This window comes from Knoellia sp. LjRoot47 (assembly GCF_964253435.1).
In the GTDB taxonomy this organism is placed as follows: domain Bacteria; phylum Actinomycetota; class Actinomycetes; order Actinomycetales; family Dermatophilaceae; genus Knoellia.
In genome coordinates this window covers 72,421-86,634 of the sequence record NZ_CAXUQS020000002.1, presented here as the reverse complement: position 1 = coordinate 86,634, position 14,214 = coordinate 72,421, and the positions used below count along the sequence as shown (strand labels likewise).

Annotated in this window: 12 protein-coding genes; 6 read left to right on the top strand and 6 right to left on the bottom strand. The window is 71.3% G+C overall.

Annotated features, from left to right (window positions below; all coding sequences use genetic code 11):
• Positions 1-77: 77 nt before the first annotated feature.
• Genes ACSQ11_RS15125 through ACSQ11_RS15115 form a run of 3 tightly spaced genes read left to right on the top strand, consistent with a single transcriptional unit; the run spans position 78 to position 3,852 of the window.
• Positions 78-1,454, top strand: a complete 1,377-nt coding sequence (locus ACSQ11_RS15125) for an FAD-binding oxidoreductase (protein ID WP_436006990.1) — start codon at positions 78-80, stop codon at positions 1,452-1,454.
• Complete coding sequence (locus tag ACSQ11_RS15120) at positions 1,451-2,734, top strand: class I SAM-dependent methyltransferase (RefSeq protein WP_436006988.1); 1,284 nt, start codon at positions 1,451-1,453, stop codon at positions 2,732-2,734. Before ACSQ11_RS15125 ends, ACSQ11_RS15120 begins: the two co-directional genes overlap by 4 nt.
• The gene (locus ACSQ11_RS15115; protein ID WP_436006986.1) at positions 2,731-3,852 is read left to right on the top strand and encodes an NAD(P)/FAD-dependent oxidoreductase; all 1,122 of its coding nucleotides are present in this window, start codon (positions 2,731-2,733) and stop codon (positions 3,850-3,852) included. Before ACSQ11_RS15120 ends, ACSQ11_RS15115 begins: the two co-directional genes overlap by 4 nt.
• On the opposite strand, the gene ACSQ11_RS15110 is transcribed toward ACSQ11_RS15115, so the two are convergent.
• From ACSQ11_RS15110 to ACSQ11_RS15100, 3 genes are read right to left on the bottom strand one after another with little or no spacing between them, the layout of a single operon-like run.
• On the bottom strand, positions 3,831-4,541 hold the full coding sequence (locus ACSQ11_RS15110; RefSeq protein ID WP_436006984.1) for a class I SAM-dependent methyltransferase: 711 nt from the start codon (positions 4,539-4,541) through the stop codon (positions 3,831-3,833). The two genes, ACSQ11_RS15115 and ACSQ11_RS15110, sit on opposite strands and share 22 nt — an antisense overlap.
• The gene (locus ACSQ11_RS15105; protein ID WP_436006982.1) at positions 4,538-6,550 is read right to left on the bottom strand and encodes an acyl-CoA dehydrogenase family protein; all 2,013 of its coding nucleotides are present in this window, start codon (positions 6,548-6,550) and stop codon (positions 4,538-4,540) included. The genes ACSQ11_RS15110 and ACSQ11_RS15105 overlap by 4 nt, the downstream gene beginning before the upstream one ends.
• Positions 6,551-6,553: 3 nt before the next feature.
• Positions 6,554-7,276: a TetR family transcriptional regulator gene (locus ACSQ11_RS15100; protein WP_436006980.1), complete on the bottom strand. Its 723-nt coding sequence runs from the start codon at positions 7,274-7,276 to the stop codon at positions 6,554-6,556.
• A gap of 53 nt (positions 7,277-7,329) precedes the next feature.
• On the opposite strand from ACSQ11_RS15100, the gene ACSQ11_RS15095 reads away from it, so the two are divergent.
• From ACSQ11_RS15095 to ACSQ11_RS15085, 3 genes are read left to right on the top strand one after another with little or no spacing between them, the layout of a single operon-like run.
• Positions 7,330-8,679: an acetyl-CoA C-acetyltransferase gene (locus ACSQ11_RS15095; protein ID WP_436006978.1), complete on the top strand. Its 1,350-nt coding sequence runs from the start codon at positions 7,330-7,332 to the stop codon at positions 8,677-8,679.
• A 3-nt stretch (positions 8,680-8,682) separates the two neighbouring features.
• The gene (locus ACSQ11_RS15090; protein ID WP_436006976.1) at positions 8,683-10,020 is read left to right on the top strand and encodes a 3-oxoacyl-ACP reductase; all 1,338 of its coding nucleotides are present in this window, start codon (positions 8,683-8,685) and stop codon (positions 10,018-10,020) included.
• Positions 10,020-10,880 carry a MaoC/PaaZ C-terminal domain-containing protein gene (locus ACSQ11_RS15085; protein WP_436006974.1) on the top strand — a complete coding sequence of 287 codons (861 nt, stop codon included), beginning with the start codon at positions 10,020-10,022 and terminating at the stop codon, positions 10,878-10,880. Before ACSQ11_RS15090 ends, ACSQ11_RS15085 begins: the two co-directional genes overlap by 1 nt.
• Positions 10,881-10,972: 92 nt before the next feature.
• On the opposite strand, the gene ACSQ11_RS15080 is transcribed toward ACSQ11_RS15085, so the two are convergent.
• The 3 genes from ACSQ11_RS15080 to ACSQ11_RS15070 all read right to left on the bottom strand — a co-directional run bounded on the left by ACSQ11_RS15080 (position 10,973) and on the right by ACSQ11_RS15070 (position 14,064).
• On the bottom strand, positions 10,973-12,889 hold the full coding sequence (locus ACSQ11_RS15080) for an alpha/beta hydrolase family protein (protein ID WP_436006972.1): 1,917 nt from the start codon (positions 12,887-12,889) through the stop codon (positions 10,973-10,975).
• An 18-nt stretch (positions 12,890-12,907) separates the two neighbouring features.
• Positions 12,908-13,660, bottom strand: coding sequence for an N-acetyltransferase (locus ACSQ11_RS15075; RefSeq protein WP_436006970.1), 753 nt, complete (start codon positions 13,658-13,660; stop codon positions 12,908-12,910).
• A gap of 74 nt (positions 13,661-13,734) precedes the next feature.
• A complete protein-coding gene (locus ACSQ11_RS15070) occupies positions 13,735-14,064 on the bottom strand; it encodes a putative quinol monooxygenase (protein ID WP_436006968.1) in 330 nt (109 codons plus the stop codon).
• Positions 14,065-14,214: the final 150 nt, after the last annotated feature.

The following is a 14,214-nucleotide window of genomic DNA, read 5'->3' as shown; positions in this document are numbered from 1 at the left end:
GGCGGACGGCATACGGGATGTCCGTCCTGCGGGAAGTCGGCAGACGGGTGTCGCACCACAGGCGTAACGTGCGGAACATGGAGCGCACCCTCCCCGCCCTCGCACGCACGACCGGGGAGCAGCGGCTGCTCGACAGCTTCGCCGCCATCCCGCCGAACGAGCGGGTCCGCCTGGCCAAGCGGACCTCCAACCTCTTCCGCGAGCGCGCGAGCACCCGCACGCCGGGACTCGACACCACCGGCCTCACCGGCGTCCGCGTCGTCGACGTCGGACGGCGGACCGCAGAGGTCGACGGCATGTGCACCTACGAGGACCTCGTCGCGGCGACGCTCCTGCATGGCCTCATGCCCTTGGTCGTCCCGCAGCTGCGCACGATCACCCTCGGCGGCGCGGTGACCGGGCTCGGTATCGAGTCGTCGTCGTTCCGCAACGGGCTGCCGCACGAGTCGGTCCTCGAGATGGACATCCTCACCGGCAGTGGCGAGATCGTCACCGCGACGCCCGACAACGAGCACGCGGACCTCTTCCGGGGCTTCCCCAACTCCTACGGCTCGCTCGGCTACGCGACCCGGCTGCTCATCGAGCTCGAACCCGTCGAGCGGTACGTCGCCCTGCGCCACGTGCGGTTCCACGACCTCGACGCCCTCTGCGCCGCCATCGCCGACGTCGTCGCGACCCGCGAGCACGAGGGGGAGCGGGTCGACTTCGTCGACGGCGTCGTCTTCAGCGCGGACGAGGCCTACCTCACCCTCGCGCGTCACAGCGACGACGACGGTGCGACGAGCGACTACACCGGCCAGCAGATCTTCTACCGGTCGATCCAGCACGACGGCACCGAGCCCAGGCGCGACCTGCTCACCACGCTGGACTACCTCTGGCGCTGGGACACCGACTGGTTCTGGTGCTCGCGTGCCTTCGGTGCGCAGAACCCTCGTGTCCGCCGGCTGTGGCCCAAGCGGTGGCGACGCTCGAGCGCCTACTGGAAGCTCGTCGCCCTCGACCAGCGCACCCACTTCTCCGACCGCATGGAGGCCCGCAAGGGCAACCCGCCGCGCGAGCGCGTCGTCCAGGACGTCGAGATCCCTCTCGAGCACACCGCCGAGTTCCTCCACTGGTTCCTCGACACCGTGCCGATCGAGCCGATCTGGTTGTGCCCGCTGCGACTTCGCAGCGACCGGACCTGGGACCTCTACCCCCTGCGCCCCGGTGAGACCTACGTCAACGTCGGCTTCTGGTCCAGCGTCCCGGGCCGGGAGCCCGGCGCGACCAACCGCGCCATCGAGCGGCGCGTCGACGAGCTGCACGGCCACAAGTCCCTCTACTCCGAGTCCTTCTACACGCGCGAGCAGTTCGACGCCCTCTATGGCGGAGACGCGTATGCCGTCCTCAAGGCGACCCATGACCCCTCCGGACGCTTCCCCCACCTCTACGACAAGGCGGTGCGACACGCATGACCAGCACGACCCGCGAGACCCGAACGATCGCTGACCTCGTCGACGAGGTGGTGAGAGGGCCGCTCCCCGTCCGGATCACGGCATACGACGGGTCCAAGACCGGACCGGACAGCGCCCAGCGCAGCCTGCACATCGCCAGCCACCGCGCGGTCTCCTACCTCGCGACGGCGCCGGGGGACCTCGGGATGGCCCGGGCCTACACGACGGGCGACCTCGTCGTCGAGGGCGTGCACCCCGGCAACCCCTACGACGTGCTCGTCGACCTCGAGCGACTGCACTTCCGCCGGCCCGACCCGCGGCTCGTCCTCGACCTCGCCCGTGTGCTCGGTCCGCGCGGCCTGACACCGCCGCCACCGCCACGGCAGGAGGCGCTGCCGCGCTGGCGTCGGGTCACCGAGGGCCTGCGGCACTCGTTCAGCCGTGACCGAGAGGCGATCCAGCACCACTACGACGTCTCGAACCGGTTCTACGAGCACGTGCTCGGACCGACGATGACCTACACCTGCGCGGTCTTCCCCGACCACGAGACCGACCTCGACGACGCCCAGGACAACAAGTACCGCCTCGTCTTCGACAAGCTCGGGCTCAAGGCCGGGGACCGGCTGCTCGACATCGGCTGCGGCTGGGGCGGCATGGTCCGCTACGCCGCCCGCCGAGGTGTCCGGGCCCTCGGCGTCACCCTCTCCAAGGAGCAGGCCACCTGGGCGCAGGAGGCCATCGAGCGCGAGGGTCTGGGAGACCTCGCCTCGGTGCGCCACGACGACTACCGCAACGTCACCGAGAGCGGCTTCGACGCCATCTCGTCGATCGGGATCACCGAGCACATCGGGGTGCGCAACTACCCGGCGTACTTCCGCTGGATGCTCACCCACGTCAAGGAGGGCGGACTCGTGCTCAACCACTGCATCACCCGACCGGACAACCGGCCCAAGAGCACCGGCGCGTTCATCGACCGCTACATCTTCCCCGACGGCGAGCTCACCGGCTCCGGACGGATCATCACGACGATGCAGGACACCGGTTTCGAGGTCCTGCACGAGGAGAACCTGCGCGAGCACTACGCCCTGACCCTCACGGGGTGGAGCGAGAACCTCGTGGAGCACTGGAACGAGTGCGTCGAGGAGGTCGGAGAGGGCACCGCCAAGGTGTGGGGCCTCTACCTCGCCGGCTGCCGGCGCGGCTTCGAGCGCAACGTCGTCCAGCTGCACCAGGTGCTCGCCGTCAGGCCGGACGAGTCAGCGCTGCCACGAGTGCCCCTGCGGCCGTGGTGGGCGTCATGAGCGTCGTCATCGTCGGCGCCGGGCTCGCCGGCGCCAACGTCGCCGAGACCCTGCGGCAGCGGGGCTACGACGGCGAGGTCGTCATCTACGGCGTCGAGGAGCACCTGCCCTACGAGCGGCCGCCGCTGAGCAAGGCCGTCCTCCTCGGCGACAAGGAGGCCGACTCCGCCTTCGTCCACGACGAGGCGTGGTGGCGCGAGCACGACATCGACGTCCGCACCGGTGTCGAGGTCCAGACGATCGACCTCGCCGGGCGCCGCGTCGTCACGAGTGCCGGCGAACAGCCCTACGAATGGCTGGTGCTCGCGACCGGCTCCGAGCCCCGCCGCCTCCGGCTCGCCGACGAGGCGGGCCGGCCGGTGCACTACCTGCGCACGGTCGAGGACTCGCTGGCCCTCAAGGAGTCGCTCACCAGTGACGCCAGGGTGCACATCATCGGTGCCGGCTGGATCGGGCTCGAGGTCGCCTCCGCCGCCCGCGCCGCCGGGGCAGCCGTCACCGTCCACGAGAGCGCCGACCTCCCGCTGCTCGCGGTGCTCGGACCCGAGGTCGCCCAGCACTTCGCCGACCTCCACCGGTCGCACGGTGTCGACCTGCGTCTCGGGACCTCGGTGACGGCAGACGACCTCGCCGAGGCAGACCTCGTCGTCGTCGGCATCGGTGCTGCCCCGCGGACGGCTCTGGCCGAGGCCGCCGGGCTCGACGTCGACAACGGCGTCCTCGTCGACGAGCTCCTGCGCACCTCCGACGACCACGTCCTCGCCGTCGGCGACATCGCCAACGAGCAGCACCCCGTGCTCGGTCGCCGCGTGCGGGTCGAGCACTGGGACAACGCCATCGAGCAGGGCAAGGCGGCGGCGGCGACGATCCTCGGTGCGGCCGAGCCCTACGACCGGATGCCCTACTTCTTCACCGACCAGTACGACCTCGGCATGGAGTATTTCGGTCACACGGGGCCCGACGGCTACGACCGCGTCATCACCCGTGGAGACTTCAGCGGGCCGTTCCGGGCCTGGTGGGTCCGCGACGACACGGTGGTCGCGGCCATGCAGGCCAACGACTGGGACGCCTCCGACGAGATGCGCGCCAGCGTCGGTCAGGCGCCGCCCGCCGAGTGATCTCCACCGGGTGACGCGGCGACGCTGAGCAGCCACACGGCATACTCCGCGTTCGCCGGGTGCAGCTCGTAGCTGCCGGCCTGCAGGTCCACGACGAGCCCGGCCGCCTCGACGTCGCGCTGGAACTCCTCGGGCGGATAGCTGCGGCTGCCCGCCGGACCCGACGACAGGTGGAAGCCGATGAGCATCCGCCCGCCGGGGGCGAGCAGGCCGCGCAGCATCGTCAGGGCTCGTTGCTCGGTGCCCTCCGCGAGCAGGATGAAGACGTTGCCGACCGCGACGACGAGCTCGTATGCCGTGGCTCGCCCGTGTGCCTCCAGCACCTCCGGCGTCGTCTCGAGGATGTCGAGCGGCAGCAGCCCGATGCCGGGGTAGGTCCGTTCGGACTGCGCGACCAAGGTGCGGTCCGGTTCGATCCCCGTGACGACGTGGCCGCGGGCGCGCAGGGCGGCGGTCACGCGGCCCATGCCGGCGCCGGCGTCGAGGATGCGCGCGCCGCGGGGCGCCACGGCATCGGCCAGACGCGCCTCACCGTCGACGTCCTCACCACCGGCCACGAGCTCGGCGAAGCGGGCGCCGTAGCCGTGGGTGCCCTCGCCCGCCAGGGACCACCGGCTCGGCGGGACCTCGGGCGGCTCAGGCGCCTCGTGCGGCTCGGGCGCCTCGTGCGGCTCGGGCGCCTCGCTCACGCGTCGGTCCCGGTGGGCAGGGGGTCGAGCAGGCCCGGGGCGCCGAGCCACGCATCGGGGATGGCGAACGCGTCGACGAGGGTGCGGGCGTGCGGCGCGAGGTCCTTGCACAGGACCCCGACGTCGTGGATGACGGCCTTGGAGTGGACCGGGGTGAGCCGCCCGTGCTCGAGGTACCAGCCGCGGTGGCTCTCGATCGTCGACAGCGCGAAGAGGTCGGTGACGTCGTCCAGCAGCTCCTTGGTGGCGCCTTCCTCGCAGTCCTCGACGGCAGCGCAGAGCGCCTCGAGGAGCACGCGGTCGATGTGCGCCTCGGCCGCCGCGAGCAGGTGGTCCTGCGCGTTGTTGAAGATCCGGAACGCATCGGCGGGCTCGGCCTTCGCCGCCTTGGACAGCCGCAGCGCCACGCCCTCGAGGAGGTGCTTCTCGCGGTCGACGAAGAGGGCGACCTGGCGGCCACGGTGGCGCTCGGCGCCGTCCTCGTCGCTGCTGGGTGCGCGCGACATGAGCTTGGAGATGAGCCCGGCCGCAGGTGTCTTCTCGAGGATCGACGAGGCGGTGAAGCGCGACGCGAACGCGATCATCGCGAGCGGCGAGTTGTCTTCGAACGTCTCCTGGAACTCGGTGAGCAGGCCCTTGGCGACGAGCTGCAGCAGCACGGTGTTGTCGCCCTCGAACGTCGTGAAGACGTCGGTGTCGGCCTTGAGGGCCGTGAGGCGGTTGTCGGCCATGTATCCCGCGCCGCCGCACGCCTCACGGCACATCTGGATGGCGTCGGTGGCGTGGCGGGTCGCCGCGGCCTTGATGCCCGCCGCGCGCGCCTCGAGCTCGCGCTGGCGCTCCTCGGGAGCGTCGCCCTCGTGTCCGGCGACCTCGTGCATCATCGCGACGAGGTCGTTCTGCGCGAGCATGAGCGCATAGCTGCGGGCGATGGCCGGGAGCAGCTTGCGCTGGTGCGCGCGATAGCTCATGAGCGTGAGCTCCTCGGAGCCACCCGGCGCCGCGAACTGCCGACGGTGCAGGGCGTAGCGCGTCGCCAGGGTGAGTGCCGACCGCGTCGCCGCGCCGGCACCACCGGCGACCGACACCCGCCCGCGCACGAGCGTGCCGAGCATGGTGAAGAACCGCCGCGAGGTGTTGTCGATGGGGGAGGTGTAGGTCCCGTCGGGGGAGATGTCGCCGTAGCGGTTGAGCAGGTTCCACCGGGGCACCCGGACGGTGTCGAACTCGAGCGTCCCGTTGTCGACACCGGGCAGGCCGCCCTTGGCGCCGCAGTCACCGATCGTCACGCCGTCGACCGGGCGACCGCTCGAGTCGCGGATCGGCACGAGGACGCAGTGGACGCCGTGCGACTCGCCGTCGGCGGTGACGAGCTGCGCGAACACCGCCGCCATCCGCCCGTCGCGGGCCGCGTTGCCGATGTAGTTCTTCTGCGCACCGGGGCTGGGGGAGTGGATGACGAGCTCGTCGGTCGACGGGTCGTGCGTCGCCGTGGTCTCGAGGTGCTGGACGTTGGACCCGTGCCCGGTCTCGGTCATCGCGAAGCAGCCGAGGAGCGAGCCGTCCAACATGCCGGGGACGTATGCCGTGTGGTGCCGTTGGGTGCCCAGGTTCGCCAGCGCCCCTCCGAACAGGCCGAACTGGACGCCGGCCTTGACGAGCAGCGACAGGTCACCGTGGCCGAGCATCTCGAATGCGGTCACCGACGCCCCGAAGTCACCGGTGCCGCCCATGCCCTTGGCCAGGCCCGCCGAGGCGAAGTCCTCGTCCGTCAGGGCGAGCAGCTGCCGCGTGGTGAAGGAGCGGTGCTCCTCCATCGAGAGCGGCTTCGTGGGAGGGGCGAAGCGCGACACGTCGTCGTGGGCCCGCAGACGACGACGCACGTCGCCCCAGCGTCCGTCGAGGATCCGCGACAGCTCGGCCGCGAGGTCGGTCTCGGGCTCAGCGGTCTGGGCGGCGGTGGTCTCGGCCGTCATCGTGCTGGCCTCGTCCGGGTTCAGGTCGTCCACGGATCACTCCTTGTCGGGTGTGGCGTCCTCGGTCGGCCAGGCCGACGAGAGTCCGCCCCAGATGAGCTCGGTGAGGTGTTCGTTGAGCGTCTCACGCGAGGTGCCCGAGGCAGCCGCCCCGGACCGCAGCCATTCGTCCCCGGCCGCGCGGACCATGCCGACGACCGCGTGACCCCATGTCTCGGCCGGCTCGGTGCCGCGGCCGGCGCCCGCGAGGGTGACAGCGATGAGCGACCCGATCTGGACGCCCATGGCACGGCTCACCGTCGACGCGAGGTCGATGGTCTCGGTGCGCTCGGACGGCGGGACCAGGGGAGCGTTGACGATGAAGCGGTAGACCTCGGGGTCGGTCTCGACCAAGGACAGGTAGGCGTCGACGGCTGCTCCGAGCAGGGCTCGCGGCTCGGCGGAGCGCCGGGCGGCGCTGCCGGAGAACGCACTGAGGTCACCGACGGCCTTCGTGATGTCGCGCAGGATGATCCGGTTGACCCGCTCCGCCACGGCCGAGTAGAGCCCGGCCCGGTCGGTGAAGTGCCGGTAGAACACGGTCTTCGACGTGCCCGCGCTCGAGGCGATGTCGTCCATGCCGACCCCGGCGCCGCGCGCGCGGATGGCGCGCAGGGTCGCCTCGACGAGCTCGGTCCGACGACGGGCCCGGTGGCTCTCCCACCGACTGCTCCGTCCGTCCACCGCCTCGTCGCGCTGCGTCTTCGTGGTGCCGGTCACAAGATCGGACCGTAGCAGGTGGAAGGCGATACCTGCTACCGTCAGTACCGGATATGTGGCGCGTCCCACGCGACCACGTCGTCCTCCCTCCGACAGACCTTCAGGAGTCCCCGGTGACACCAACCAGTCCCCGCCGCGCCGCGATCCTCGGCGGTAACCGCATCCCCTTCGCCCGGCAGTTCGGGCCCTATGCGAACGCGTCGAACCAGGACATGTTCACGGCCGCGCTCGAGGGCCTCGTCGCCCGTCACGGTCTCGCCGGAGAGCGTCTCGGTGAGGTCGTCGGTGGCGCCGTCATCAAGCACAGCCGCGACTTCAACCTGACGCGCGAGGCGGTCCTCGGGTCGAGCCTCGCGCCGGAGACGACGGCATACGACGTCCAGCAGGCGTGCGGCACCGGTCTCGAGAACGCGCTCCTCGTCTCCAACAAGATCAAGCTCGGCCAGATCGAGTCCGGCATCGCCGGCGGCGTCGACACCGCGTCGGACGCGCCGATCATGGTGACCGAGAAGCTGCGTCGCAAGCTGCTGCGGATCAACCGCTCCAAGACCACGGTCGACATGGCCAAGAGCGCCCTGCGCATCCGTCCCACCGACCTCGGCATCGAGACCCCGGCCAACACCGAGCCGCGCACCGGACTGTCGATGGGCGAGCACATGGCGATCACCGCCAAGAAATGGGGCATCACCCGCGAGGCGCAGGACGAGCTGGCGGCCGCGAGCCACCAGAACCTCGCCGCGGCCTACGACCGCGGCTTCTTCGACGACCTCATGACGTCCTACCTCGGCCTCGCCAAGGACCAGAACCTCCGTCCGGACTCCAGTGTCGAGAAGCTCGCGAAGCTCAAGCCGGTCTTCGGCAAGGGCGAGGGCGCGACGATGACCGCCGGCAACTCGACGCCGCTCACCGACGGCGCGTCCGCGGTCCTCCTCGGCAGCGAGGAGTGGGCCGCCGAGCACAACCTCCCCGTCCAGGCGTGGCTCGTCGACGGCGAGGTCGCCGCAGTCGACTACGTCCACGGCGACGAGGGCCTGCTCATGGCTCCCGCGTATGCCGTGCCGCGCCTCCTCGCGCGCCAGGGCCTCTCGCTCCAGGACTTCGACTACTACGAGATCCACGAGGCCTTCGCGTCCACCGTGCTGTCGACGATGAAGGCGTGGGAGGACGAGGACTTCTGCCGCGGCCGTCTGGGTCTCGAGAAGCCGCTGGGCTCGATCGACCGCAGCAGGCTCAACGTCAACGGCAGCTCGCTCGCCGCCGGCCACCCGTTCGCGGCCACCGGTGGCCGCATCGTCGCCTCGCTCGCCAAGATGCTGCACGAGAAGGGCCCGGGCAGCCGCGGCCTCATCTCGATCTGCGCCGCCGGTGGCCAGGGCGTCGTCGCGATCCTCGAAGGAGCCTGACCCATGGCGTTCAACTACGGACAGTTCGTCAGCGGTGGCATCGGCAAGCAGCTCGCCACCACACTGGGCCTGCCGCGACCCACCCGGCTGCGTCGTCACAAGCTCGGCGGATCGCTCGTCCCGGGCGAGGTGCTCGTCGCGGGCCACGGCGACGGCCCCGTCGCCGAGCGGGTTCGCCACCTGCTCGCCGACGCCGGTGTCACGGTCGCCTCGCAGCCGTCGACGTCGGTGGCCGGGGTCGTGCTCGACCTCACCGCGATCGAGACGCCGGCCGACCTCGAGACCCTGCGTGCGGTCGTCTCGCCGGCACTCAAGACGCTCGCCCCAACCGGTCGGGTCATCGTCATCGGGCGCCCGCCGGAGTCCGCGACCTCGGTCGCCCAGGCTGCGGCCCGGCGCGCCGTCGAGGGCATCGTCCGCTCGATCGGCAAGGAGATGCGCGGCGGCGGCACGGCCAACACCGTCCTCGTCGCCGAGGGTGCCGACGCCGGTGTCGACGCCACCGTGCGCTTCCTGCTCTCTGGTCGTTCGGCCTACGTCTCGGCGCAGGTCTTCCACGTGAGCGAGCCGGTGGGTGACGTCGTCGCCCCGGCCGACTGGGACCAGCCGCTGGCCGGCAAGGTCGCGGTCGTCACCGGCGCCGCGCGTGGCATCGGTGCCGCCATCGCCGAGACCCTGGCTCGCGACGGCGCCACGATCATCGCCGTCGACGTCCCCGCGGCCGGTGGCCCGCTCGCCGAGGTGGCCAACCGCCTCGGTGGCACCGCGCTCCAGCTCGACGTCACGGCTGAGGACGCCGGAGCCAAGATCGTCGAGCACGCCGCGGCGCGTCACGGCGGGTTCGACATCGTCGTGCACAACGCCGGGATCACCCGCGACAAGCTGCTCGCCAACACCGAGGCCGACCGGTGGGACTCCGTGCTCCAGGTCAACCTCCTGTCGATCCTGCGGATGAACGAGGCGCTCGTCCCGGCGATCAACGAGGGCGGCCACATCGTCAACGTCTCGTCGATCGCGGGCATCGCGGGCAACCGCGGGCAGACCAACTACGCCGCCTCCAAGGCCGGGGTCATCGGCATGACGTCGGCCCTCGCCGCCGACAAGCGGGTCCTCGACAAGGGCGTCACCGTCAACGCGGTCGCGCCGGGCTTCATCGAGACCGAGATGACCGCCAAGGTCCCGCTCGCCACGCGCGAGGTCGGTCGCCTCATGAACTCGCTGTCGCAGGGCGGCCTGCCCGTCGACGTCGCCGAGACCATCGGCTACTTCGCCTGGGACGCCAACCGCGCTGTCACGGGCAACACCGTGCGGGTCTGCGGTCAGATGCTCATGGGCGCCTGATGGTGCAGCAGGAGCGGTTCGAGACCGCGCCCTCGCTAGCCAAGGTCTTCGTGCGGGCCGCGATCGCAGGCAAGAAGTCCGGCTCGACCCTGCCGGCCAGCGAGCTCGTGCTCACCGGTCACACGGTCGACCGGCAGCACCTCATGGACTACCAGCGGCTGTGCGGCTTCGGCGTCGACGACGTCCTGCCGCACACCTACCCGCACATCCTCGGGTTCCCGCTGCAGGCCGAGCTCATGGCGCGCAAGACGTTCCCGCTGCCGCTCGTCGGGCTCGTGCACGTCGAGAACGCGATCACGGTGCGACGCACGCTCACCGCCGACGACGTCCTCGACGTGGCGGTGTCGGCCGAGGGCCTGCGCGAGCACCCCAAGGGCCGGCAGGTCGACCTCGTCACCGAGGTCACCGTCGCCGGCGAGTCCGTGTGGAGCGGTCGCTCGACCTACCTCGCGCGCGGCAAGAGCAACCCGGACGCCGAGCGTGGTGCCGAGTCGCCGGCCATCCCGACGGGTGTCGCCGCCGCGCAGTGGTCGCTCCCGGGCGACCTCGGCAGGCAGTACGCCGCCGTGTCCGGTGACGTCAACCCGATCCACATGCACGCCCTCACGGCGAAGGCGATGGGCTTCCCCAAGGCCATCGCCCACGGCATGTGGACCTCGGCCCGGGTGCTCGCCGCCCTCGGACGGTCGGTCAACGGACCGAGCACCTCGCACGTGTGGTTCAAGAAGCCGGTGCTGCTGCCGGGCACGGTCGACTTCGTCGTCGACCGCAGCCAGTCGCCGGTCGTCGCCGGCCTGCGGTCGACCCGCAAGCCCGAGACCGAGCACCTCGTGCTCACCCTCGACACGCCCCACGCCTGACGAGGCCCGACCCCCAACTGATTGCCCTTGCGTGAGGTGCGAAGCCCTCACGCAAGGGCAATCAGTCGTTCGGATGCCTCGGGGTGGGGCAATCAGTCGAGGGCGGGGGTGAAGCCGAACACGCGGCCGTAGAAGGCGAGCTCGCGCGACACCGAGTCCTCGATGGCCGACGCGGCGCGGAAGCCGTGGCCCTCGTCGGGATAGATGACGAGCTCGACCTCCTCACCGGCTGCGCGCATCCCCGCGGCCATCGCCTCGGCCTGCGCCTGGGGCACGACCTCGTCGATGCCGCCCTGGAGCAGGAGCACGGCGCCCTGCACCTTGTCGGCGTGGTGCACGGGGGAGCGCTCGACGTAGACGTCCTTGGCCTCCGGGTAGGGACCGACCATGCGGTCGAGGTAGCGCGACTCGAACTTGTGCGTGTCGGTGGCGAGCGCCTCGAGGTCGGCGACCCCGAAATAGCTCGTGCCGGCCGCGAAGGCGTCGCTCGTCGTGAGCGCGCGCAGCACGGTGTAGCCACCGGCGCTCCCGCCTCGGATCGCGAGCCGGTCGCCGTCGACACGGGCGTACTCCGCCAGCGACCGGGCACCCGTGACGACGTCGTCGATGTCGATGACGCCCCAGCGACCGAGCAGCCGGTCGCGGTAGGCCCGCCCGTGCCCCGTGCTGCCCGAGTAGTTGACGTCGAGCACGGCGAAACCGCGCGTCGTCCAGAAGGCGCGCGCGAGCTGCAGCCCGGCCTCGGTGGCGGACGTCGGCCCGCCGTGGACGAAGACGAGGAGCGGCGGCAGCTCACCCTCGGGACCGGTGGCGTCGGGGTGGGTGGGCTCGAAGAAGACACCGTGCACCGGGTCACCGTCGCTGTTGGGCCAGGTCCACCGCTGCGCGGTGCTGGCGTATGCCGGGTCGAGACCCTCGTCGCGGCTGCTCCGGACCACGGCGAAGGGGCCACCTACCGGGCCGCGGGCGACGACGGGCAGGTCCGTCAGGGTGCCGACGCGGAACGCCACCTCGGCGCCGACCGCCTGGAGCTGGTCGAACTGGACGCCCTCGACGTCGATGTCGGCGATCTCGCCGGAGGAGGGGTCGAGGATGCCGAGGTGGCCGACGCCGTCGGCCCACCAGTGGACGAGCACCCGTCCGTCGTCGAGGAGGGCGAAGTCGCTCACGCCCAGCACCCATTGGGGCGTCATGAGATCGGCTGCGACCTCGTGCACGGCCTCGACGCCAGAAGCGGTGTGCCGCTTGAGGTTCCACCAACCCGACTCGTCCGAGACGAACCACAGCGCACCGTCCGCGGCGAACTGCGGCTGACCGACGGACACGTTCTCGTCACCGGCGACGACGTCCCAGGCGAGGCCGCCCCCGCCACCCTTTCCAACCGCACGGGACGCGGAGCCGACGTCGGCCACGCGCAGCGTCGTCGTGTCCCATGGCATGTTGGGGTGCTCCCAGGTGACGACCGCGACCCGGGACCCGTCGGCCGACAGGGCGGGGCGCGAGACGAAGTCCGAGCCCTCCCACAGCACGACGCCCCCGTCGGCATTGTCGCCGTCGAGCTCGAGCCGGACGAGCGTGTTGATGGGCTCGCCGTCACCGGAGTGGTCCTCGCGCACGGCGAGGGCGAACTCGTCTCCGAGCACGAGCCCGCCGTAGCGGAAGCCACCCTCCGGGGTGATCGCCCGCAGCGCCCCGTCGCCCTCGACGACGTGCACGCGCAGGTCCGGCATCGTCGCGACGACGACGGTCCCGGAGCGGACGGCATACGCTCCACCGCCGTACTCGTGGACCCGGGAGCGCACGTTGACACCCTCACCGACGACGTCCACGACCTCGTCGGTCGCGCCCACGTGGCGGACGAGCACGTCGCGTCCGCCCTCCCACGGTCGGGACTCGACCCAGTAGGTGTCGTCGCCGTCGACGCGCACCTCGTCGAGGCGACGGGTGGCCGCGGTGAGCGAGGCGGGGGACAGGGGAGAGGGCCAGGAGCCGAAGGGCAGCGCTGTCATGCCCGACAACCTAGGTGCTCAGATGTGGTGGTGCACCCAGACACCCGGCTCGACGTAGACCGCGTGGTCGTGCTCGACGCTGACGTGCACCGGGTTGAGCGCGAACGGCACCTCGACGTCGCCGCTGGCGTCGAAGGGCAGCCCCGTCCAGCGACGCCACTCGGCCAGCGTCCCCGAGATCGTCATGGCACGGGGGCAGACCCCCACCACCTCCGCACCCATCCGGACGTGAAGCCGCAGCCACGGGTCCTCGGGCAGCCCGTCCTCGCGCAGCCGGCGGACGTAGTCGGTCATCGGAAGGCGCGGGACGAAGTGCTTGCGGCTCGGCCTCACGGGTGCGACGAGGTCGTGGAAGCCGCGGCGACGAGCGTTCTCGCGCTTGGCCTCCAGCATGACCGAGGCCAGTCCGGTGCCTTGGAGGTCGGGCCGGATCGCGACCTCGAGCGCGGACACGTGCGTGGGCTCGCGGCCGGCGACCTCGTCGTACCAGGCCCAGGTGATGACACCGTCCCAGCCGTCGTCCGGGAGTGTCGTCCGGCCGAGGTCCTCGCCCATGGCGAACGGGATCGAGTGCGACTTCGCGACGAGCCGCCCGGGGTCGTCGGCGTCCCAGGCGACGAGAGTCCACGGCGCGAACGTCGTGGCGGCGCGCGAGTAGTACTGGTCGCTCACCGGGTCCCACTTCATGAACTCCGGCCACGGGTCGTCGAACGTCCGCAGCAGCGGAGCGAGGTCCGGGCGCTCCTCGAGGCTGGCGATGACGAGGTCCATGCCCCGACGGTAGGGCTGGCGGAACCCCGTGCGCACCCGGTTTTGTCCGGCCGCGCCCGCGTGAGCCGGGCGGTTCAGTCGCTGTCGACGGCCATCTCGCCGAGCTCGGACCAATCCGTGCCCGCGACGGTGGCGTTGACGATGCGCGGCGTCTCCGCGAGGTGGGGAGGCAGCTCCTGCTGGGCGGTGCGGAAGTGCTCGGACCCGACGTGCGCCGCCCCGGCCTCGTCGTCACGGAACGCCTCGACGAGCACGTACTCGGTGCTGTCGTCGAGGCTGCGCGACCAGTCGAACCACAGGCAGCCCGGCTCGGCGCGGGTGGCCTCCGTGAACGAGCGCGAGATCTCGGGCCACTGGTCGGCGTGCTCGGGGCGGACGCGGAACCGGGCGGTGATGAAGATCAACGGGTGCCTCCTGCAGTGGGGGAGTCGTGCGGCGCTGCCGAGCCTATCGAGCGCGCCCGGAACTGCGTCGCGCCCGCCGTTTTGCGACGGATAGCATCGGTATGCCGTGTCGGGACGTCCGCACACGGCATACCTTCCGCAGTTCCCACC

Bases quoted from the DNA above. Each gene is read 5' to 3' on its own strand.
- ACSQ11_RS15125 (WP_436006990.1), top strand. From the start codon at position 78: ATGGAGCGCACCCTCCCCGCCCTCGCACGCACGACCGGGGAGCAGCGG.
- ACSQ11_RS15120 (WP_436006988.1), top strand. From the start codon at position 1,451: ATGACCAGCACGACCCGCGAGACCCGAACGATCGCTGACCTCGTCGAC.
- ACSQ11_RS15115 (WP_436006986.1), top strand. From the start codon at position 2,731: ATGAGCGTCGTCATCGTCGGCGCCGGGCTCGCCGGCGCCAACGTCGCC.
- ACSQ11_RS15095 (WP_436006978.1), top strand. From the start codon at position 7,330: ATGTGGCGCGTCCCACGCGACCACGTCGTCCTCCCTCCGACAGACCTT.
- ACSQ11_RS15090 (WP_436006976.1), top strand. From the start codon at position 8,683: ATGGCGTTCAACTACGGACAGTTCGTCAGCGGTGGCATCGGCAAGCAG.
- ACSQ11_RS15085 (WP_436006974.1), top strand. From the start codon at position 10,020: ATGGTGCAGCAGGAGCGGTTCGAGACCGCGCCCTCGCTAGCCAAGGTC.
- ACSQ11_RS15080 (WP_436006972.1), bottom strand. From the start codon at position 12,889: ATGACAGCGCTGCCCTTCGGCTCCTGGCCCTCTCCCCTGTCCCCCGCC.
- ACSQ11_RS15075 (WP_436006970.1), bottom strand. From the start codon at position 13,660: ATGGACCTCGTCATCGCCAGCCTCGAGGAGCGCCCGGACCTCGCTCCG.